The organism is Pontixanthobacter luteolus, from assembly GCF_947494915.1.
GTDB lineage: Bacteria > Pseudomonadota > Alphaproteobacteria > Sphingomonadales > Sphingomonadaceae > Pontixanthobacter > Pontixanthobacter luteolus.
Genome location: NZ_CANLWR010000001.1, coordinates 1,062,965 through 1,083,406, shown reverse-complemented (window position 1 = coordinate 1,083,406; position 20,442 = coordinate 1,062,965). Strand labels below are relative to the sequence as shown.

The 20,442-nt window shown below is 58.7% G+C and carries 23 protein-coding genes, 3 tRNA genes and 1 other RNA gene; 16 read left to right on the top strand and 11 right to left on the bottom strand.

Annotated elements, in window-relative coordinates; genetic code table 11:
* Positions 1-9: 9 nt before the first annotated feature.
* Complete coding sequence (locus PO778_RS05195; protein ID WP_271438849.1) at positions 10-1,344, bottom strand: ABC1 kinase family protein; 1,335 nt, start codon at positions 1,342-1,344, stop codon at positions 10-12.
* A gap of 81 nt (positions 1,345-1,425) precedes the next feature.
* The gene (locus tag PO778_RS05190; protein ID WP_160729996.1) at positions 1,426-1,584 is read right to left on the bottom strand and encodes a YqaE/Pmp3 family membrane protein; all 159 of its coding nucleotides are present in this window, start codon (positions 1,582-1,584) and stop codon (positions 1,426-1,428) included.
* A gap of 193 nt (positions 1,585-1,777) precedes the next feature.
* On the opposite strand from PO778_RS05190, the gene PO778_RS05185 reads away from it, so the two are divergent.
* Entirely contained in the window at positions 1,778-2,242 is a 465-nt protein-coding gene (locus PO778_RS05185; RefSeq protein ID WP_271438848.1) for a DUF3429 domain-containing protein, read from the top strand.
* A 17-nt stretch (positions 2,243-2,259) separates the two neighbouring features.
* On the opposite strand, the gene PO778_RS05180 is transcribed toward PO778_RS05185, so the two are convergent.
* Positions 2,260-2,336 (bottom strand) — tRNA-Pro (locus PO778_RS05180).
* A 101-nt stretch (positions 2,337-2,437) separates the two neighbouring features.
* On the opposite strand from PO778_RS05180, the gene thyA reads away from it, so the two are divergent.
* The 5 genes from thyA to PO778_RS05155 all read left to right on the top strand — a co-directional run bounded on the left by thyA (position 2,438) and on the right by PO778_RS05155 (position 7,465).
* The gene (gene thyA / locus PO778_RS05175) at positions 2,438-3,394 is read left to right on the top strand and encodes a thymidylate synthase (protein ID WP_271438847.1); all 957 of its coding nucleotides are present in this window, start codon (positions 2,438-2,440) and stop codon (positions 3,392-3,394) included.
* 119 nt (positions 3,395-3,513) lie between these two features.
* The gene (locus PO778_RS05170; protein ID WP_271438846.1) at positions 3,514-4,818 is read left to right on the top strand and encodes a 3-methyl-2-oxobutanoate dehydrogenase (2-methylpropanoyl-transferring) subunit alpha; all 1,305 of its coding nucleotides are present in this window, start codon (positions 3,514-3,516) and stop codon (positions 4,816-4,818) included.
* A gap of 56 nt (positions 4,819-4,874) precedes the next feature.
* Positions 4,875-5,873 carry an alpha-ketoacid dehydrogenase subunit beta gene (locus PO778_RS05165; RefSeq protein ID WP_160730649.1) on the top strand — a complete coding sequence of 333 codons (999 nt, stop codon included), beginning with the start codon at positions 4,875-4,877 and terminating at the stop codon, positions 5,871-5,873.
* Positions 5,874-6,146 (top strand): lipoyl domain-containing protein, encoded by a 273-nt coding sequence (locus PO778_RS05160; RefSeq protein WP_160729993.1) that lies wholly within the window; start codon positions 5,874-5,876, stop codon positions 6,144-6,146.
* 5 nt (positions 6,147-6,151) lie between these two features.
* Entirely contained in the window at positions 6,152-7,465 is a 1,314-nt protein-coding gene (locus tag PO778_RS05155; RefSeq protein ID WP_271438845.1) for a dihydrolipoamide acetyltransferase family protein, read from the top strand.
* A 6-nt stretch (positions 7,466-7,471) separates the two neighbouring features.
* Here PO778_RS05155 and PO778_RS05150 read toward each other — a convergent pair whose 3' ends face one another.
* Entirely contained in the window at positions 7,472-7,930 is a 459-nt protein-coding gene (locus PO778_RS05150) for a hypothetical protein (RefSeq protein WP_271438844.1), read from the bottom strand.
* Positions 7,931-8,119: 189 nt separating this feature from the next.
* Between PO778_RS05150 and PO778_RS05145 the strand changes: the two genes are divergently transcribed.
* Positions 8,120-8,196 (top strand) — tRNA-Asp (locus PO778_RS05145).
* 79 nt (positions 8,197-8,275) lie between these two features.
* Here PO778_RS05145 and PO778_RS05140 read toward each other — a convergent pair.
* The 5 genes from PO778_RS05140 to PO778_RS05125 all read right to left on the bottom strand — a co-directional run bounded on the left by PO778_RS05140 (position 8,276) and on the right by PO778_RS05125 (position 10,165).
* The gene (locus tag PO778_RS05140; protein WP_271438843.1) at positions 8,276-8,491 is read right to left on the bottom strand and encodes a DUF2842 domain-containing protein; all 216 of its coding nucleotides are present in this window, start codon (positions 8,489-8,491) and stop codon (positions 8,276-8,278) included.
* Positions 8,491-9,063 carry a 5-formyltetrahydrofolate cyclo-ligase gene (locus PO778_RS05135; protein ID WP_271438842.1) on the bottom strand — a complete coding sequence of 191 codons (573 nt, stop codon included), beginning with the start codon at positions 9,061-9,063 and terminating at the stop codon, positions 8,491-8,493. Before PO778_RS05135 ends, PO778_RS05140 begins: the two co-directional genes overlap by 1 nt.
* 24 nt (positions 9,064-9,087) lie before the next feature.
* Positions 9,088-9,256: non-coding RNA, 6S RNA (gene ssrS / locus PO778_RS13680), on the bottom strand.
* 10 nt (positions 9,257-9,266) lie between these two features.
* Positions 9,267-9,974 (bottom strand): cell division protein ZapA, encoded by a 708-nt coding sequence (locus tag PO778_RS05130; RefSeq protein ID WP_271438841.1) that lies wholly within the window; start codon positions 9,972-9,974, stop codon positions 9,267-9,269.
* Positions 9,971-10,165, bottom strand: a complete 195-nt coding sequence (locus tag PO778_RS05125) for a hypothetical protein (RefSeq protein ID WP_271438840.1) — start codon at positions 10,163-10,165, stop codon at positions 9,971-9,973. Before PO778_RS05125 ends, PO778_RS05130 begins: the two co-directional genes overlap by 4 nt.
* Positions 10,166-10,382: 217 nt before the next feature.
* On the opposite strand from PO778_RS05125, the gene tkt reads away from it, so the two are divergent.
* The 6 genes from tkt to PO778_RS05095 all read left to right on the top strand — a co-directional run bounded on the left by tkt (position 10,383) and on the right by PO778_RS05095 (position 17,220).
* Positions 10,383-12,380, top strand: coding sequence for a transketolase (gene tkt, locus PO778_RS05120; protein ID WP_271438839.1), 1,998 nt, complete (start codon positions 10,383-10,385; stop codon positions 12,378-12,380).
* Positions 12,381-12,395: 15 nt separating this feature from the next.
* A complete protein-coding gene (gene gap, locus PO778_RS05115; protein ID WP_271438838.1) occupies positions 12,396-13,403 on the top strand; it encodes a type I glyceraldehyde-3-phosphate dehydrogenase in 1,008 nt (335 codons plus the stop codon).
* Positions 13,404-13,413: 10 nt separating this feature from the next.
* Positions 13,414-14,625, top strand: a complete 1,212-nt coding sequence (locus PO778_RS05110; RefSeq protein ID WP_271438837.1) for a phosphoglycerate kinase — start codon at positions 13,414-13,416, stop codon at positions 14,623-14,625.
* A gap of 266 nt (positions 14,626-14,891) precedes the next feature.
* The gene (locus tag PO778_RS05105; RefSeq protein ID WP_271438836.1) at positions 14,892-15,785 is read left to right on the top strand and encodes a fructose bisphosphate aldolase; all 894 of its coding nucleotides are present in this window, start codon (positions 14,892-14,894) and stop codon (positions 15,783-15,785) included.
* Between the two features lie 43 nt (positions 15,786-15,828).
* Positions 15,829-16,476: a thiamine phosphate synthase gene (gene thiE / locus PO778_RS05100; protein ID WP_160729983.1), complete on the top strand. Its 648-nt coding sequence runs from the start codon at positions 15,829-15,831 to the stop codon at positions 16,474-16,476.
* A gap of 39 nt (positions 16,477-16,515) precedes the next feature.
* Complete coding sequence (locus PO778_RS05095) at positions 16,516-17,220, top strand: M23 family metallopeptidase (RefSeq protein ID WP_160729982.1); 705 nt, start codon at positions 16,516-16,518, stop codon at positions 17,218-17,220.
* Between the two features lie 2 nt (positions 17,221-17,222).
* Here the strand turns inward: PO778_RS05095 and PO778_RS05090 are convergent, their stop codons facing one another.
* Positions 17,223-17,615, bottom strand: a complete 393-nt coding sequence (locus PO778_RS05090; RefSeq protein ID WP_271438835.1) for an elongation factor P — start codon at positions 17,613-17,615, stop codon at positions 17,223-17,225.
* 137 nt (positions 17,616-17,752) lie between these two features.
* Here PO778_RS05090 and efp point away from each other — a divergent pair, with 137 nt between their 5' ends.
* The 3 genes from efp (at position 17,753) to PO778_RS05075 (ending at position 19,294) form a co-directional block, all read left to right on the top strand.
* Complete coding sequence (gene efp / locus PO778_RS05085; RefSeq protein ID WP_160729980.1) at positions 17,753-18,316, top strand: elongation factor P; 564 nt, start codon at positions 17,753-17,755, stop codon at positions 18,314-18,316.
* 6 nt (positions 18,317-18,322) lie between these two features.
* The gene (locus PO778_RS05080) at positions 18,323-19,150 is read left to right on the top strand and encodes an inositol monophosphatase family protein (protein WP_160729979.1); all 828 of its coding nucleotides are present in this window, start codon (positions 18,323-18,325) and stop codon (positions 19,148-19,150) included.
* 59 nt (positions 19,151-19,209) lie between these two features.
* Positions 19,210-19,294 (top strand) — tRNA-Leu (locus PO778_RS05075).
* A 97-nt stretch (positions 19,295-19,391) separates the two neighbouring features.
* Here PO778_RS05075 and PO778_RS05070 read toward each other — a convergent pair.
* Positions 19,392-20,441, bottom strand: a complete 1,050-nt coding sequence (locus PO778_RS05070; RefSeq protein WP_271438834.1) for a zinc-binding dehydrogenase — start codon at positions 20,439-20,441, stop codon at positions 19,392-19,394.
* Between the last annotated feature and the right edge of the window lies 1 nt (position 20,442).

Below are 20,442 nucleotides of genomic sequence, written 5' to 3'. Positions count from 1 at the left end.
CATTTGCCCTCAGGGCTGATTGCTCAACTGCCGGGTTATGATTTCCCGAACGTCGACAACAGCCTTGAGCCGGGCGCCTAACAGCGCGGTGCCGCTTACCTTCCGCTGGACGAACAGCGTTTCGGCGGGGGGCATATGCCAGGCCTCGCGGTCGGCTGCGATGCGCATACCTTCATCGCGCAGCACGCCGACAAATGCGCGGTCCCCAAAATCGAACGGACCTTCACGGGTGAATTCGTCCAGGATCACCTGAGTCATGAATTCGATGCCATCTCGGTGCTTCATCACCGCCACGGGATTGACGAAACCGGCATCGACAGACGCCTGGATGACTTCGTCCATTTCTCCGTTCAGACCAGCCTCGATCAAATTGCGATAAGACAGGCTGATGGTGGCCGGGACTGGGCGCGTGGCACCGAAATCGAGGAGCACGATCTTCTTCGTATCGGGCTGATAACGGTAATTGGCAAAATTGGGGTCGGTTTGCATGAAGCCGAATTCGAACAGCTCACGCGAAACGAGTTCTATGACGCGAGCTGTGACATCATCGCGCAGTTCCTGACTTTCTGTCTCGATGCTTTCGATCGGAACGCCTGGTTCGAAGCTCATCGCGATAACCCGGTCGCGCGTAAGCTCTTCGTCGAGCTGGGGCACAACAAAGCCGTCTTCGTCTGCCAGCAATGCGGCATAACGCTGCATCTGTTCGCCTTCGCGCTGGTAGTCAGCTTCTTCGTGCAACTGGGCCTTTGCCGCCTCGAGCAAGGGTGCAAGGTCGAGCTGCGGCGGCAACATCGTGGACATTTTCAATAGAGTTGCGACATTGTCGACGTCGGCATCGATGCTTTCCCGAATTCCCGGATATTGCACCTTGATTGCTAGGACGCGCCCGTCATGGGTTGTCGCCTTGTGAACCTGACCGATTGATGCGGCCGCAATCGGACGGGCCTCGAAATGGGCTAACTGGCTGCGCCAATCCTCGCCCCACTGTGATTTCAGCATCTGGTTCAATTGCCGGGGCGGCATGAAATTTGCCCGGTCGCGCAATCCGGCGAGTATGTTGGAAAGCTCAGGCGGCAAAATGTCGCCGGCATCCATGGAAATCATTTGGCCCAGCTTCATCGCTGCACCGCGAAGATGCGATAGCCTGTCTGCCAAGCGCAGCGCATTGCCCGGCGTGAGCAGCATATCCTCCAGCTTTGGCAACTCGCCTGTTGAAAGCCGCCGAACGCCTTCGGCCATCATTCCGCCAGCAATGCCTCCGGCCAGCCGTCCAAAACCGGAGAGCCGGGAAATGCGCGAGCTGGGCACGGCGCGATGTTTGGGTGTCTTGCGATCTTCGGACATGGTCTGGATATGAGAAACCGGCGCGCGCTCAACAAGGAGCGGCGCCGGTCTCAAAACCCTACTGAACGAGGGTACTGCGAATTAACGCAGGAAATTCACATAGATGGCATGGATCACGCCAGGTACGAAAAAGATGATCGTGAGGATCAGGTTGATCCAGAAATCATTGCTCAGTCCGTGCTTGAGCGCAACGCCAAGCGGGGGAAGAAGGATGCTGAGAATGAGGATGATGATCTGCATTGTGTTTTCCTTGTAAGATCGTTTTTGCTTTGAATAAGCTTGCCTGTTCAACGGACTGGTTGGCGGTCGGTTCCGCGCAGGTCTGCACTTTTGGCCGCTGGCTGGAACACAAGGGGCCGTTCATGCCTTTCACCGGAGCAGGGTGCCGCCACCGCCGGGAGGTACCAAACCGGCAGAGCAAACAGGGACGCGCATGAACAACGAACACCCACCACTTCCGATGTCGGCAAAGCTGCTTGGCTATGCCGGGCTGTTGCCTCAAGTTTTGGCGCTCGCGCTGTTCGTGCTGGCCGACGAACTCGGTTGGATCGCGCTGGCGGGCGGGTTTGCCTATGCGGCGCTGATCTTCAGTTTCCTTGGCGGTGGTTGGTGGGGGCAGGGTATCGCGCTCGGCAATCCCAATCCTGCCGTGCTGATCGTGGCGGTAATTCCCAGCCTGATCGGTCTTGCGCTGTTTATCCCGTGGACGCTGGGCTGGGCATGGCCCGAACCGTCGATGCTGTGGCTCGGACTTTTCCTGATGCTCTCGCCGCTGGTCGACCGCTGGTTGGCGCTGGGCGGCGCAGACTGGATGAAGCTGCGCTGGCACCTTTCCATCGGTTTGGGCGCACTGACCCTGGTGTTGGGAATCGCGGGCCTTGCTGCCAGACCTGCTTGAACAAATTTGATTGGAAATGGTCGGGAAGAGAGGATTCGAACCTCCGGCCCCCGCCTCCCGAAGACGGTGCTCTACCAGGCTGAGCTACTTCCCGACTCGATTGCGCTGCCGATAACCGCCAGCGCGGTAGAGGCGGCGCTATACGAGCGGTTGCCCGGGGTGGCAAGCGCGCAAATGCGCGGCTAGGGATGCGGTATGGCCAGCGTTCCTTCCTCCACCGATTCCCGCAATCGTACCCATCCTGAATATCAGTATCTCGATCTGATGCGCGACATCTGGACGCATGGCAGCGAACGGCGCGACCGGACCGGTGTGGGAACACGGTCCGTATTCGGTGCGATGCTGCGGTTCGATTTGACCGGCGGAAAGATGCCGCTGCTAACAACGAAGCGCGTCTATTGGAAAACCGCGACGCGCGAGATGCTGTGGTTCCTGACAGGCGATACGAACATACGCGAATTGTGCCGGCAGAATGTCCAGATCTGGACTGACTGGCCGCTCGACACCTATCGCCGCGAAACCGGTGAAGATATAAGCCGCGAGGAATTTTCGGCGCGCATCGTGGCGGAAGATGACTTTGCCGCGCGCTGGGGCGAATTGGGCCCGGTCTATGGTAAGCAATGGGTCGATTGGCCGACCTACCAATATCAGCCCGATGGATCCTATCGCAAAGGTCCCGGCATCAACCAGGTTGCTGAAGTCATCGAGTCCTTGCGCAACAACCCCGGCAGCCGGCGCCATATCATCGAAGGGTGGAACGTGGCGCAGCTGGATCAGATGGCGCTGCCGCCGTGTCACAAGACCTACCAGTTCCACGTCGCCGATGGGCGCCTGAATTGCGCGTTGTACCAGCGCAGCTGCGATGTGGCGCTGGGCCTTCCGTTCAACCTTTGGTCGGCGGCCCTGCTTCAGCGGATGATCGCGCAGCAGACCGATCTTGAACCGGGTGAATTTGTCTGGATGGGCGGCGACACTCATCTCTATCTCAACCATGGTGAACTGGTGGAGGAGCAATTGTCACGGGAACCCGACGGGCAGCCAACGCTTGTTCTGACAAGGCGGCCGGATTCGATCTTCGATTATACAATCGAAGATTTCGAGGTTCCGGATTACGCGCCGCAAGGGGCGTTAAAGGCTCCTATCGCTGTCTGATGACGGCTTTGACCGGGCCGCTTGACCCGAACTGTGCTTTGAAATAAAATAACGCAGTTCTAAAATATTGCGTCGCGGTCTACCTTCGTTGGCGCAGGGCACTGTTGGGAGAGCACCACATGGCCGATCGGCCCGAAGAAGCTGCTGGCAAGGGCGTAAACAAGCCCTCGCTTTCGCTTCACGTACCCGAACCGACGTATCGCCCTGGCGACCCGGTCGATTTCGCACATATCGTAGTGCCCGAAGCCGGCGCACAGGCCCGGCCGGACGAGGCATGCGAGGCGATTGAAACCAGCGACCTTTGTTACGATCTGATCCGCGTATTGGGCGACGATAACAAGGCGCATGGCCCGTGGGACCCGAAACTCGACCCCGATACATTGCGCACAATGCTGCACAATTTCGCGATGACGCGCGCGTTTGATGAACGCATGTTCCGCGGGCAGCGGCAGGGTAAAACCAGCTTCTACATGAAGTGCACCGGTGAAGAGGCCACCTCCATTTCGGCGGCAATGGCTTTGGCCAGCGATGACATGATTTTTCCGTCATATCGCCAGCAGGGCATCCTGATCGCGCGCGGTTATCCGATGATCGAAATGATCAACCAGATCTATTCGAACAAGGGTGACAAGCTGAAGGGGCGCCAGCTCCCGATCATGTATTCCAGCCGGGAACACAGTTTCTTCTCGATTTCCGGCAATTTGGCCACGCAAACCCCTCAGGCGGTTGGCTGGGCCATGGCGAGCGCGATCAAGCGCGACAGCCGGATTGCCGCCACATGGGTGGGTGAGGGCAGCACTGCGGAAGGCGATTTTCACAGCGCCTGTACTTTCGCCACCGTCTACAATGCACCGGTTATCCTCAACGTTATCAACAATCAGTGGGCAATCTCCAGCTTCAGCGGTTTTGCCGGGGCGGAGCGCACAACCTTTGCCGCGCGTGCGCTTGGCTATGGTCTCGCAGGCTTGCGTGTCGACGGGAATGATCCGCTAGCCGTGTATGCGGCAGAGCGGTGGGCCGCGAACCGTGCCCGGGCCAATGCCGGACCGACCCTGATCGAACACTTCACGTACCGCGCCGAGGGCCATTCGACCTCCGACGATCCAAGCGGCTATCGCAGCGCTCAGGAGCGCGAGGAATGGCCACTGGGTGACCCGGTGATGCGCCTGAAAAACCACCTGATCGAAATCGGCGAGTGGGATGAAGACAGACAGGAAGCGCTCGACAAGGAATGTGTCGACCACGTGAAAGCTGTCACCAAGGAAGCCGAAAAGAACGGCATTCTCGGCCATGGTCTGCATCATCCGTTCAAGACAATGTTCGAGGACGTATTTGAAGAACTGCCCTGGCATCTGAAAGAGCAAAGCGAACAGGCGATCCGCGAACGCGAGACAAAGTTCCCTGAAGGGAGGCCGAACTCGTGAGCGCAGATACGAAAGAAAAGACTGTGAACGGTAGCGGGACCGAGCGCCGCCTGAACATGATCGAGGCGATCAATGAAGCGCTGGACATCAAGCTTCGCGAAGACCCCGATGTGATCGTGATGGGCGAAGACGTCGGTTATTTTGGCGGCGTTTTTCGCGCCACTGCGGGACTTCAGGAAAAACACGGCAAGACGCGCGTATTTGATACGCCGATCTCTGAATGCGGCATTATCGGTGTCGCGGTGGGCATGGGCGCATACGGCCTGCGCCCGGTGCCTGAAATCCAGTTTGCGGATTACATCTATCCCGGCCTGGACCAGTTGATTTCAGAGGCAGCACGGCTGCGGTACCGTTCCGCTGGTGATTACATATCGCCTATGACGGTGCGTTCGCCCTTCGGCGGCGGTATTTTCGGCGGGCAGACCCACAGTCAAAGCCCCGAGGCGATCTTTACCCATGTTTCCGGCCTGAAAACGGTCATTCCCTCGACACCATACGATGCGAAGGGGCTGCTGATTTCATGCATCGAGGACAATGATCCGGTCATCTTCTTCGAACCGAAGCGTATCTATAACGGTCCGTTTAGCGGCTATTACGACAAACCGGTGGAGCCGTGGAAACGGTTCGATGAAAGCATCGTGCCCGAAGGTCACTACAAGATCCCGCTGGGCAAGGCCCGCCATGTAACCCAAGGCGAGGAACTGACCGTCCTCACCTACGGAACCATGGTCCATGTCGCCGAAGCGGTCTGCCGCGAGAAGGGTGTTGAAGCCGACATTCTCGATCTGCGCACCCTGGTGCCGCTCGATATCGAGGCGATCGAGGAATCGGTGAAGAAAACAGGCAAATGCCTGATCGTTCACGAGGCGACCCGCACATCGGGCTTTGGCGCGGAACTCTCCGCGTTGGTAACAGAGCGGTGCTTCTATCACCTGGAAGCGCCGGTCGAGCGGGTGACAGGTTTTGACACCCCGTATCCGCATAGCCTGGAATGGGCCTATTTCCCTGGTCCGGTCCGCATTGGCGAGGCAATCGACAAGATGATGGCGGGCTGAATGAAGGCCGTTACTCTCGATTTGCCGGCGATCATGGACCAGTTTGGTCCCGTTGCAGTCCAGCGTTGGCTGGCTGGGGCGGGTGACGAATTCGAGGATGGCACGCCGCTCGTTTCTTTAGAAACAGAAATTGCGCACATTGAGCTGAACAGCCCGTGGCCGGGCAAGTTGACTGAAATACTTTGCGGCGATGGTGCGCCGGTCGCGGTTGGAACTGCGCTGGCAACAATCGAAGTGACCGACTGGGTCTACGACAACATGGTAAGCGAGTAATCGAGATGACAAAATTCACCTTCAACATGCCCGATATCGGCGAAGGTATCGCTGAAGCAGAAATCGTGGATTGGCACGTCGGCGTTGGTGACCGGGTCGAGGAAGACCAGGAAATCGTGGACATGATGACCGACAAGGCCACGGTTCCGATGGAAAGCCCCGTTTCCGGCACAGTCATCGAGGTCGCTGGTGAGGCAGGCGACATGGTTTCGATAGGCTCGATGCTGGTCGTTATCGAAGTCGACGGTGAAATTCCCGATGATGCGGCCGAGGACAGCGCAGATGACGGGCCTGCTGAACCTGCCGAGAAGCAACCCGAAGCGGCGAAAAGCACGAAGCCGGAAGCGGTGGCGAAAGCAGAACCGGCTCCGCAGTCGGCCCCAAAACCAGTCTCTGCATCCGCACCCAAGGCTGAGGAAGTGCCCGCTGCGCAAGCAACGTCTGGCCACAAGGTTCTTGCATCCCCTGCGGTCCGCAAGCGTGCAAAGGATCTTGGTATCGACCTTGGCGAGGTGAAGCCGGCGGAAGACGGCCGGATCCGTCACGCCGACCTCGATGCATTTCTGTCCTACAATGCCGGCACCGGCTTCAGCCCGGCAGGCGGGCAGCGCGAGGACAAGGAAATCAAGGTCATCGGCCTGCGCAAACGCATCGCGCAAAACATGGCCGCATCCAAGCGCAACATTCCGCACTTCTCCTATGTCGAGGAAGTGGACGTTACCGAACTTGAGGAAATGCGCGCGGATCTAAACGCCAATCGCGGCGACAAGCCGAAGCTGACGATGATGCCGCTGATCATCACGGCGATCTGCAAGCTGATCCCCACCTTTCCGATGATCAATGCGCGCTATGACGACGAGGCAGGAATTGTCACCCGCCATGGCAGCGTGCATTTGGGAATCGCAGCCCAGACCGATGCCGGCCTGATGGTGCCAGTCATTCATAACGCTCAGTCGAAGAATTTGTGGCAACTCGCCCGCGAAATCGGCCGTCTGGCAGAGGCTGCACGTGATGGCTCGGCAAAATCAGACGAGCTTTCCGGATCGACGCTGACGCTCACTTCGCTCGGGCCGCTAGGCGGGGTGGCCACCACGCCCGTTATCAACCGGCCTGAAGTCGCGATCATCGGTCCCAACCGGATTATCGAGCGTCCGATGTATGTCAGCGATGGTGCTGGCGGCGAACGGATCGAGAAACGCAAGTTGATGAATATCTCGATCAGCTGCGACCACCGCGTCGTGGATGGTTACGATGCGGCGAGCTTTATCCAGGAATTCAAGAAGCTGGTTGAAACACCCGTCCTGCTCCTGACTGAGTAAGCACGCTCAACGCACGATTGCGCTATAGGTGATCCGGCCGTTCTTCTGCCCGGGCTCACCTGGCGCAATCTGCCAGCGAAGATGGGTCACATCCTCGACTGTGGCCATGCGTTCGCCGAATTCGTCGCGGATGCGCAGGTTGCCGATCAGGCCCCAATTGCGGCCGCCATCAACCGATACGCTCTGCGTGCGCAGACTGCTGCGCTTGAAAGACAGGCTCGGCGGGATCGGACTTGAAACAGTGAATGCGTCGCCTGACCGCGCGGCGTTCCATTCGACCAGCAGGATTACCGTGTCTCCCTTGCGGAACTGGCGTGCAGGCGCGATTTCCCGCTGTCCGTTGTCGGCAACACGCTCGACATAGACAGCGCGCGACAGCTTCACGCCGGAATTTGCATGGGCTGAAGTCAAAGGGGCGAGAATCGCGGCCACACCGCACAGGCTGATCCTGAGAAAATTCGTCATTCCGATCTGTCCTTAGCCTTCGTCTAGAGGCGAAAAGGCATGACAGGAGCGGGCAAAAATATGGTTAACGGAGGTAAATTAGGGGGCACCGGCAGATTTGTTGAAAACTGTTCGAAAAATGGCCTTTTTGTGCGTTGACAGCATTACGATGCTGGCCTAGTTGCGCGGCTCCCAAGCGCAGTCTTGCACGCGGGTGTAGCTCAGTTGGTTAGAGCGCCGGCCTGTCACGCCGGAGGTCGCGGGTTCGAGTCCCGTCACTCGCGCCACCACTTTTGTGGGGCGCTGGTTTCTCCGAGAAATTTGGTCAGACTATCTGAGGCGCGGCTTCGCTCTAAATGCGCGTGCCTAGCCCCATTTCCCTGTTTCCATCCAGACAAGGAAGCGGCGCAGCGGCAGCAGCCAGATCACCCCCAGAACGATGTAGATCAGTGTTTGGGCCAGGGTTGGCCAATCACCAATCAGATCGGGCAAATAACGCGCGAGGACAACGCCGTAGATCGTCAGAGCGATCAGCAGGCCGAGAATCCCCAGAGGGATGCGAGCAGTCGGTTCCTTCCGCATCAGAACGGTCCGTACAGGCGTGTAGGTGTGACGATGGCATCCAGCATCATATCGTGCGGCTCCGTGGGTATCTGGTCCAGAAATTGGCAATCCCAAGCCATGCCAATTGCTTTCGTTTCGGGGTTGTCTGCAAGCCAGCGGTCATAATGCCCGCCGCCTTGGCCAAGCCGCGCACCCTGATCGTTGAAAGCAAGCAGCGGCACAAACAGGATATCAGGCGTAAGGGCTATGCTGCTGGCGGCGGGCTGCAGGATCCCGAACGGGCCGTGCTCCAGATCCTGCTCTCCAAACGGATCGTCATGGGCGGCAAAGTCCATCGGCGAATCTTTGGATTCGAACCGGGGCAGGGCCACAGGATGGCCGGCTTCGGAGAAATGTCTCGCATAGCCGGAGGCAGGCGCTTCATGCTCGGCAGCATGATAAAGCCCGATCGTCCAGTCCGGCTTGATCAATTCGCGCAAGGGACCGGGCGGATGCCGAAAAATGAGACCGCGCATGTTTTCGGGAACGGCGGAGGCATGCTCGCGCCGCAAAGCGCGCATCTCTCTGCGAAGTGTCGATTTGCTGGCCATGGGTTCCCTAGGCTCGTGTGGAGTGGCGGAACCACCATGGGTCGTTTACCGGGAAATCCGCCGACGCCTAAAACGTCAGGTGGGCGCCGTGTGCCTCAAGGCCCCGTGCGAAACGTTACCTTGGACAGGGACAGCTCCCTTGGATTGCTTATAGCCTCAGGGATGTTCTGCGGCTCGTACCGGGCAGTCCCGCCACACACCATTTAGGTGTTGCTGTCGTGCTTCTCAAGCTTGTCTGCACATTCTTCCAGCAAGTTGGCGAATCTTTCCAGTGCGGGCGCAAGGTCTGGGTCGTTTGCCAGATCAGCGCTCTCTGACGGTTGGCTCGCTGAATTGAGAGCCTCGTCGAGCTTCGCGTTGGTTTCACGCATCTTGTCATTGGCAATTTCAAGAAGCTCGTTCTTGCTCTCGATCTTGCTCAACAAATTGTCGCGTTCGCGAGTAATCTCCGCAAGCTGAGCCGCGATTACTTCCTTCTCGCCTACCGCACTTTCGGCTTCCTCGCGCCGCTGGGCCAGTTCGGTCCGCATGTCATCGACTTCTGCATTGTGGCGCTGCTGTGCAGACTGCAATCCGTCCAGTTCGGATTCCAAATCGCTCACCTTCAACTGCAATTCGTCGCGCTGGCCTACGGCGACGCTGGCGCTGCGGACAGTCTCGTTCAACTCGCTCAGCTGACGATCGTGTTCCTGCTGCCTGTCCGCTGCGCTCTTGCGCGCCTCGTGCAGCTCATCGGCAACAAACAAGGCACCGAAGAGAAGGTTCTGCGACTCACTCACAGGCAGGTCGGCGCCCAACTGGCTCAGTTTTTCGTGGATCATCGCGCCCAGACTGGCCACGTGATCTTCCTCACCGGGGGCGCAGGCCACGCTGTATTCGCGCCGGCCAATGGTGACTTTCACCTGGTTCACTTCTCGAGCTCCTCGATCAGATTGTCGAGTTGCAACAGAGTGTTCGATGCCGTTTCGCGCAGCGCCTCATGTTTCACCACGAGCGCCGACACAGCTGACGGTGATGCCGGCGCGCTGTCCGCGGCCTTCGCAATGCGTGCAAGTGCTGTCTCAATACGTTGGACAGCAGATTCGATACGGTCTGCGCTCATGCGCGCTTTTTATCCGAATTGGCGTTGTCAGGCAAAGGCTTGGCGTGGCCTGTTGATAATTTATGGCCGGACCGGATGTGTCATGGTGCGGTCAATCCTGCTGGGGATCGGCTTAACGGCAATCCTTGACCTGCAAGAGCGCGTCCGCGAAGGCTTCGCGCGCGCCGAATCGCTATCTGCGCGTGTACAAAAATTCTATCCGGCAGGAGCTTCCCGAATGAGCCTCGATCCGTCCCGCATGGCACCCATGGCCAATGCCATCCGTGCCCTTTCGATGGACGCTGTCCAGGCAGCGAATTCCGGGCATCCCGGAATGCCGATGGGGATGGCAGATGTCGCGACCGTCCTGTGGTCCAAATATCTGAAATTCGATCCTTCCGCGCCGCATTGGGCCGACCGCGACCGTTTCGTCCTGTCTGCCGGTCATGGTTCGATGCTGATCTATTCGCTCCTTCACCTGTCCGGATACGCGGCACCGACGATGGACGACATCCGCAACTTCCGCCAGCTGGGCAGTCCGTGTGCCGGACACCCGGAAAACTTCCTGCTGGACGGTGTCGAATGCACCACCGGTCCGCTGGGCCAGGGCGTCGCCATGGCTGTCGGCATGGCGATTGCAGAACGCCAGTTGAATGCACATTTCGGCGATGATCTGGTCAACCATCGCACCTGGGCAATCGCCGGTGACGGGTGCCTGATGGAAGGCATCAACCACGAGGCAATCGGACTTGCCGGGCATTTGAAGCTGGGTCAGCTGATCGTGCTGTGGGATGACAACAACATCACTATCGATGGCGCGGCTGACCTTTCGACCAGCGAAGACGTGAAGGCCCGCCACCAATCCGCAGGCTGGCACGTCGTAAGCTGCGACGGGCACGATGCCTCCGACATCAGCCGCGCAATCGAAGAAGCGATGGCGGATGATCGCCCTTCGCTCGTCGCCTGCAAGACAATCATCGGCAAGGGCGCGCCTAACAAGCAGGGCACATCAGCAACCCACGGTGCGCCGCTCGGTCCCGACGAAATCGCCGCCGCACGCGAAATGCTTGGCTGGGAATACGAACCGTTCGTTGTGCCGGACGATATCACTGCCGATTGGAAGTCGACCGGCGATCGCGGCGCGAAGGAACGCGCAGCGTGGCAGTCCCGCTTCGATGCTTCGGACAAGAAGGGCGAATTCGAAAGCCGTATGGACAACATTGCGAAGCTCGCAAGTCCGGCAATCGAGGCGCACATCGCAGGTCTGGTTGCCGAGCCGCAAAAGGTCGCGACCCGCAAGGCGTCGGAAATGGCACTTGGTCCGCTGACGCAGCAAATCCCGCACTTGGTCGGCGGTTCTGCTGATCTCACCGGGTCGAACAACACCAAGACCCCGAGCACCGAGCCATTCAGTGCAGACAATTATGCGGGCCGTTACCTATATTACGGCATCCGGGAATTCGGCATGGCTGCGGCCATGAACGGTATGATGCTTCACGGCGGCGTGGTCCCCTATGGCGGGACCTTCCTGATCTTCAGCGATTACTGCCGCAACGCCATCCGCCTGAGCGCGCTTCAGCAGACCGGTGTCGTTTATGTGATGACGCATGACAGCATCGGGCTGGGCGAAGACGGGCCGACCCACCAGCCGGTGGAACAGGTTATGAGCCTGCGCCTTGTGCCAAACCTCAATGTCTATCGCCCCTGCGACACGATCGAGACGGCCGAGTGTTGGGCACTGGCGCTTGAAACATCTTCGACGCCGTCAATCCTCGCGCTTTCGCGTCAGGGTCTGCCGCAATTGCGAGGTGAGGGCGACGAGAACTGGACATCGGCGAAGAACCGCAGCGCGAACGGCGGGTATCGCCTGCGCGCCGCGAATGCAGACCGCAAGGTTGTGCTGGTCGCGACCGGTTCGGAAGTCCAGTTGGCGGTGCAGGTCGCCGATCAGCTTGAGCAGCAGGGAATTGGCGCCGATGTCGTATCCATGCCGTGCACCGAACTGTTCGACGCGCAGGACGCAGCCTATCGCTCGGATATTCTGCCGGCCGATACGCTGAAGGTATCGATTGAGGCGGGCACCAGTTTGGGCTGGGAACGCTATACCGGTACGGACGGAATCAATATCGGCATTGACCGCTTCGGCGCGTCGGCCCCGGCGAGCGATTTGTTCGAGAAATTCGGTTTCACAGCGGACGCTATCGTTCCGCAGATCACTAATAAAATCAACGGTTAAGCAGGAGTTATTTCCATGGCGACGAAGGTTGCAATCAACGGTTTTGGGCGCATCGGTCGCCTTGTGGCTCGCGCAATTCTGGAGCGTGACGATCACGATCTCGATCTGGTCGCGATCAACGATCTGGCTGACGCAAAGGCGAATGCGCTGCTGTTCCAGTACGATTCCACGCACGGTCGTTTCCCGGGCGAAGTATCTGCCAGCGATGACAGCATCACTGTAAACGGCAAGAAAATCGCCGTCACTTCCGAACGCGATCCGGGCAATCTTCCTCATGCTGAGATGGGCGTCGACATTGTTCTTGAATGCACCGGCTTCTTCCAGTCGCACGAGGCAGCCGAGCCGCATTTGAAGGCAGGAGCCAAGCGTGTCCTGATTTCCGCCCCGGCGAAGAATGTTACCGCGACCATCGTATACGGCGTCAACCACGACATCCTGACCTCGGACGATGTCATCGTTTCCAACGCCAGCTGCACCACCAACTGCCTGTCGCCGGTTGCCAAGGTCCTTAATGACCTGGTCGGTATCGAACGCGGTTTCATGACTACGATCCACAGCTATACCAATGACCAGCGTATGCTCGACCAGATGCACAGCGATATGCGCCGTGCCCGCGGCGGTGCGCAGAACATGATCCCGACCACCACCGGTGCTGCTCGCGCTGTCGGTCTGGTGCTGCCGGAACTGGCTGGCAAGCTGGATGGTTCGTCGGTTCGTGTTCCAACGCCCAATGTAAGCCTCGTCGATCTGGTATTCACACCGGGCCGCGACACAACTGCGGAAGAATTGAACGCCGCGCTCAAGGCAGCTTCCGAAGGTCCGATGAAGGGTGTGCTCGATTACACAGACCAGCCTTTGGTTAGCAGCGATTTCAACCACTATCCGGCAAGCTCGACCATCGACAGCCTCGAAACTTCTGTCATGGAAGGAAAGCTGTGCCGTGTCGTTTCATGGTATGATAACGAATGGGGCTTCTCCAACCGCATGATCGACACCGCCGGTGTCATGGCTGGCTTGCTCTAAGGAGCACATGATGAGCAACTTTCGCACTCTCGATGATCTCGGCACCGTTATCGGTGATGTCACTGGCAAGGTGGCGCTGGTTCGGGTCGACCTGAACCTCCCGATGGACGGCGGTTCGGTAACCGACACGACCCGCGTTCAGGCATCTGCTCCGACGATTCTGGAGCTCGCCGATGCGGGTGCGAAAGTTCTGCTGCTGGCCCATTTTGGCCGGCCCAGGGGTGAACGTAACTCGACCATGTCGGTCAGCATGACGCTCGACGCGGTCGAGGATGTGCTGGGCCGCGAGGTCATGTTCATCCCCGAAGTGCAGGGTCCGGTCGTCGAACAGTCGATCGGCATCCTGCGTAACGGGGATATCGGTTTGCTGGAAAACACCCGTTTCTGGCCCGGTGAAGAGGCTAACGACGAAGAATTCGCCCGCGGCATCGCCGCCAATGGTGATTTCTACGTCAACGATGCGTTCTCTGCGGCGCACCGCGCTCATGCGAGCACTGAAGGAATCGCGAAATTGCTTCCTTCCTTTGCTGGGCGGGCGATGGAAAAAGAGCTTACCGCTCTGGAAGCGGCGCTCGACAAGCCCGAACCTCCGGTTGCTGCGGTCGTTGGCGGCGCGAAGGTATCCTCCAAGCTGGCAGTCCTCGAAAACCTCGTGGGGAAGGTCCAGCACCTGATTATCGGCGGCGGCATGGCCAATACGTTTCTCGCTGCGCGCGGCGTAGATGTTGGCAAATCGCTGTGCGAACACGACCTCACCGACACAGCAAATGCAATCATGGACAAGGCTGATCACGCGGGTTGCACTGTACATCTTCCCTATGATGTCGTTGTAGCGAAGGATTTCGCTGCCAATCCCCCAAGTGTGCGAACCTGCAATGTGCACGAAGTCGCGGCCGACGAGATGATTCTCGACGTGGGGCCGCAGGCTGTCGAAGCGCTGGGGGACGTGCTGAAAACCTGCAAGACGCTGGTCTGGAACGGACCGATGGGCGCATTCGAGACAGAGCCTTTCGACGAAGCAACTGTTGCGCTGGCCAAGACCGCTGCGGCATTATCAAAGGCGGATTCGCTGATTTCGGTGGCGGGTGGGGGCGATACCGTCGCTGCGCTCAATCACGCGGGGGTGGCCGGCGATTTCAGCTATATCTCCACTGCAGGCGGGGCTTTCCTCGAATGGATGGAGGGCAGGGAACTGCCCGGAGTCGCAGCGCTGAAGGCCTGAGGTCAGCAGTATCGGCGGCGTGGGTGCGATAATCCGGGACCCTGCGGTCCACAAAATCTCTGTTTGCCATTGGCTGGTCGCGGTTCGGCTACTTGCGCGTATGCTTTGCTGCATGCAGCCCGGCACGTGCCATTTTCTCCCTTTGGGACAAACCAGCGTTTGAAACGTGAATTGCGCGCCGCATGAACTTGCGAAGCGCATGGGGCATGGGTAAAGGCGCGCCGAACCCTCCATGCATTCGTATGCAAGCAAGCAGGATGAATACGATGAACACCGCTGAAATGACCGCCAAGATCGCTGAAGGAAAAGGCTTTATCGCAGCTCTGGATCAGAGCGGCGGTTCGACCCCAAAGGCACTGCGCGGTTATGGTGTTGAAGACAGCGAGTGGTCCGGCGACGATGAAATGTTTGCCAAAATCCATGAAATGCGCTGCCGTATTGTCACTTCGCCCAGCTTCACCGGTGATAAAGTCATTGGGGCAATCCTGTTTGAGCGGACCATGAACGGTGCGACTGCCGACGGCACGCCGATCCCGACCCAGCTGACCAATCGCGGGATTGTTCCGTTTCTGAAGGTTGATGCGGGAATGCACGACACGGAAAACGGCGTTCAGTTGATGAAGGACATGCCGCGTCTCAACGAAATGTGCGCTCGTGCAAAAGAGCTCGGTGTGTTTGGCACCAAAATGCGCTCGGTCATTCATGAGGCGAACGCCGAAGGCATCGCTGCAAACGTCCGTCAGCAAATGGATTTCGGCCTTCGGATTCTTGAAAATGGATTGATGCCAATCCTCGAGCCGGAAGCATCGCTGGGTAGTGATACACGCGCAGAAGCCGAAGAAATCTTGCTTGAAAATGCGCTTGAGCAGCTTGACCGCCTCGGGGATGATCAGAAGGTCATGTTCAAGCTGACGATTCCTTCGAAGGCCAACATTTACAAGCCGCTGGTTGATCACCCCAAGGTGCTGCGGGTTGTCGCATTGTCGGGCGGCTATTCGCGCGAAGACGCTGTGCGCGAACTGGCAAAGAACACCGGAATGATCGCAAGCTTCAGCCGCGCATTGCTCGAAGAGTTGCGGGCGCAGATGGACGATCAGGAATTCGACCGGACTCTGTCGAACGCCATTGATGAAATCTACAACGCTTCGATTGCGGGTTGAGCTCGGGCTTGGCGCATCGCGCGTCAGGCTCTAAGCGGCGATCATGTCTAACGCAGAACACATCGCAACGCAGCTATATCTGATCTCACCGCTCGACGTGTCGGGAGGTTTTCCCGCACGGCTGGAACGCGCTCTTAGCGTGCTGGGTGAAAACAATCCGGTCACGGCCTTCCAGTTCCGGGTCAAAGGGCTGGATCAGCACGAGGCAGCCGAACTGGCGGCCCCGCTGCAGGAGATATGCGCGGCGCATGAAGTCGCATTCATCGTCAACGACGATGTCGCCCTGGCGAAACGGCTGGGCGCTGATGGTGTTCATCTGGGACAGGGTGATGGTTCACCCAAAGATGCGCGTGAGGAACTGGGCCGCGATGCCCAGATCGGAGTGACTTGTCACGGCAGCAGGCACCTTGCGATGGAAGCCGGCGAGCAGGGCGCGGATTACGTAGCTTTCGGTGCCTTCTTCCCCAGCACGACGAAAGAGACCGAACATTCCGCAGAGATCGAACTGCTCGAATTCTGGAGCGAGCTGTTCGAAATACCCAGCGTCGCAATTGGCGGTATCACGCCAGAAAACTGCGCGCCGCTGATCAAAGCCGGGGCTGATTTTCTCGCGGTATCGGGTGCAGTGTGGAACGGGGACGAGGCCAGCGTGATCGAAGCGTTTGCCAAACAGCTTGGTCAAACAGCCTGAGTGCAATGCGCTGAAACCCTGTTATAAGGGCTTATGGCCATGAATATACTCGATAGAATTGTCACGATCGTTGCCACCGCGACGATAACGTCAGCCGTATGGATCGTCGGCGGCGGCAGTCTGATCGAAATGTCGGATAGCGACAGTCAGAAAGATGTGACCCGCCCGGCGGAAGCTGCACCGAGCCCGGTGCCAACAATTGCGACGGATGGAAGCCCGGAGACTTTCACCGTCCCGCCAAGCGAGACCGCGCCGTCAGCTGCCGTGCTTGACCGCGACACCGCGAGTTCGCCGGAGCGATCCGAAACGCGCGGCCTCATGATCCCGGTGCTCAATATCAGGGCGAGCGATCTATCCGACACGTTCAGCACCCGAGAAGGTGCCGGGGCGCAGTTGCATGAAGCGCTGGATATAATGGCACCTGCCGGAACCACCGTGGTTTCTGCAGCGCCCGGTACGATCGAGAAGCTTTACGCCTCCGCTGCCGGGGGCAAGACCATCTATGTGCGATCAGAGGACCGGTTGACGATCCATTATTACGCCCATCTTCAGGATTATGCGCAGGGCCTGCGGGAAGGACAACGCGTGCGCCGCGGGCAACGGCTTGGCAGTGTCGGCAGCACGGGCAATGCAGAATCTGATTCGCCGCACCTTCACTTTGCCATTCTGCGCACGACCAAGGATGCAGAATGGTGGGAACCTGCGAACGCAGTGAATCCCTATCCCATCCTCACGGATAAATAGACCTATCGCGTTGCTGCGCTGCGAATGCAGCGGATCCGGCCTGGTTTGCCATCATCGTCAATCCAGCGAAGCGAGGCATTGCCCGTCCGCTCAAATTTCATACCCTTCATCGGGCCGCGGGTGAAGGTCACCCGCTTGCCGGTGAGAAGATAGGTGCCTGACCCGTTTTCGGTGCGGTAGATAGAGGCATTCTCGATCGTGAAACGCTTGTCTTCCAGTTCAAGCCAGGCGGGCCCGCCAGCATCGCCGGGAAGCGAGCAGACATAGCTGCCGTGAGGAAGTGTACCCAGCCTGCCTTGCATTTCGCCGCCCGAGGCGGGCGCAGCCAAGAGGCCGAACGCTGCAAAGAGGGCTAGCGCAGGGCCAGACGAAGTGAAAATCTTTGAACCGATCATGATGCGCCCTTAAATAGACATCGAACGCCATTAGCGCCAGCCACCTTGCCCGCCGCTTACTGCTCCGCTAAAGGCGCGCAGTAATTCGCGTGCGGCAAGCTTGCTGCACCAGACCCCGATAAAAGGCTCTTTCTCCCATGAAGATCAGCGGCGTGGACATTCGTCCCGGCAATATTATCGAATACGAAGGCGGCATCTGGAAAGTCGCCAAGATTCAGCACACGCAGCCCGGTAAGGGTGGCGCGTATATGCAGGTCGAAATGAAGAACCTGCAGGACGGGCGCAAAACCAACGTTCGCTTCCGCAGCGCCGACACAGTCGAGAAAGTGCGTCTGGACACCAAGGAGTTCCAGTACCTTTACGAAGACGGCGATCTTCTGGTGTTCATGGACGGCGATACGTACGAGCAGATCAATCTCGAAGCTGACCTTTTGGGAGAAGCCAAGGATTTCCTGCAGGACGGTATGCAAGTGACGCTTGAGCTGTGGGAAGAAAAACCGATCAGCGTTGCATTGCCTGACCAGATCGAAGCCGAAATCGTCGAAGCTGACGCAGTGGTGAAGGGGCAGACCGCCTCTTCCAGCTATAAGCCGGCAGTGCTCGACAACGGCGTTCGCGTGATGGTTCCCCCGCACATCGAAAGCGGCACCCGTATCATCGTAGATACGTATGAGCGCACCTATGTAGGCAAGGCTGGCTGACGAACCATGGCAGCAGTATCAGGTCTGATCCGCGTAATGGAACGCGCGGCACGCAAGGCGGGCCACCGCCTGCGCCGTGACTTCGGCGAAGTCGAACATCTTCAGGTGAGCCGCAAGGGTCCTGCCGATTTCGTGTCCAAGGCGGACATGCGGTCCGAGCGGACCCTTTACGATGAACTTCTTGCGGCACGCCCGGATTGGGGCTTTGTTCTGGAAGAAGCCGGCGTGATCGAGGGATCACCCGACATGCCGCGCTGGATCGTCGATCCGCTCGACGGCACGAGCAACTTTCTTCACGGCATCCCGCATTTCGCGATTTCCATCGCTGCGCAGGAACCGAAGCCGGGCGGTCAGGGCTGGGGTGATGTGATCGCTTCGGTGATTTACAACCCGGTGACCGACGACACCTATTGGGCGGAAAAGTCCCGGGGTGCATGGCTGCAAGACGCGAGGCTGCGGGTTTCAGCCCGCGGTTCCTTGTCGGATTCGCTGATCGCCACCGGGGTGCCGTTCCAAGGCCATGGCGATTTTGCCGAATGGACCAAAATCTTCGGTGCAATCGGCCCGCAGGTTGCAGGTATTCGCCGCTACGGTGCAGCATCGCTGGATTTGGCATGGCTTGCTGCCGGGCGATATGATGGTTTTTGGGAAAGCGGCCTGAACGACTGGGACACAGCTGCCGGCTGCCTTCTGGTTCGTGAAGCTGGCGGGTTCGTCAGCGATTATCGCGGCCGTTCAGAGCCGATCCATTCGAAGCAGGTCCTTGCTGCGAATGATACGCTTCATTCCAAACTGCATAAACTGTTGGCAGGCGCGATCAAAGCGAAGGCCTAAAAAGGACGCTTGAAGAGGCCGCGCTCGCTCGCTAAGCGCCTCTTCCTGCAACACGGGATGCCCCTGTGGTGGAATTGGTAGACGCGCTCGACTCAAAATCGAGTTCCTAACGGAGTGCCCGTTCGAGTCGGGCCAGGGGCACCACCGCTTTATCTTCCTTGAAAGAACTCAGTTGCTGGACCGGCCCCGGCCATTCCCAACCCGCTCATCACATTGCACGTCAACGTCGGTTTGGTGCGCCTCAGCCTACCGTCATATTGATCTTCAGCACGCCTTCGTCGCGGCTGTCGAACAGGCTGTAAGCTTCCGACCCCTGTGACAGGTCGAAATCGTGGCTGAACAGGTCGGGCGCGGTGATCCGGCCTTGTTGTACCAGCGGGACGAGATGAGGCCACATGTTTTGAACATCGCAAATTCCGCCTCGAACGGTGATGTTCTTGAACATGATCAGGGGCAGCGGGAGCGCATCATTAGGCTCCGGTATACCGATAAACGAGGCATTTCCGCGCCGCGCGGTTAACGGCAGCACGCTGGCGATTGCCCCGCTGGCACCTGATGCCTCGAAAACCGATTCGACCCCTTTCCCGCTGGTCATGTCCCGTACGCGGGGCACGAGATCCGCACCGGGGGCAAGGGCGATTGCACCAAGTTTCTCCGCCATCGCACGCCTTGATTCCACGGGGTCGATTGCGAAAACCTTGGCAGCCCCCAAGGCGAAAGCCAATTCGACACCCATCAAACCAATCGGGCCTAGGCCGACAACGGCAACGGTTCCGCCCGGCTTCGGTTCGGCTCTGGTCAGGCCGAAATAGGCGGTCGCCATTCCATCGGTCAGCAGCAACGCCTGTTCGTCGGTCAGCCCATCCATGGACATCAGCGTCGCATCTGCGTTTGGCACACAGACGTATTCTGCCTGGCCGCCTTGAAGCGTCGGGCCGATACCAAAAGCCGTGGACACCGCGCAGTTGCCCGGGCGACCGGTTAGACATGCCGGGCATGATCCGCATCCGGTCCCGCCTGCAGCCAGAACTTTATCGCCGGTTTTGAAGGCGTGCACATTCGGTCCTGCTTCCACGACTTCGCCAATGAATTCGTGACCGGTGCAAAACGTTTCACTGTCGGCCCCGTATTCCTTATTCCCGATATGCGCGCCATGATACATGTGCAGGTCCGAGCCGCAGATCGAGCAATTGCTGACTTTCAGAATTGCGCTGTTCGGTGTCCGCAATTCCGGATCAGCATAGTTTTCGAAGCGGATGTCGCGAGGGCCGTGGAAGACGAGGGCTTTCATA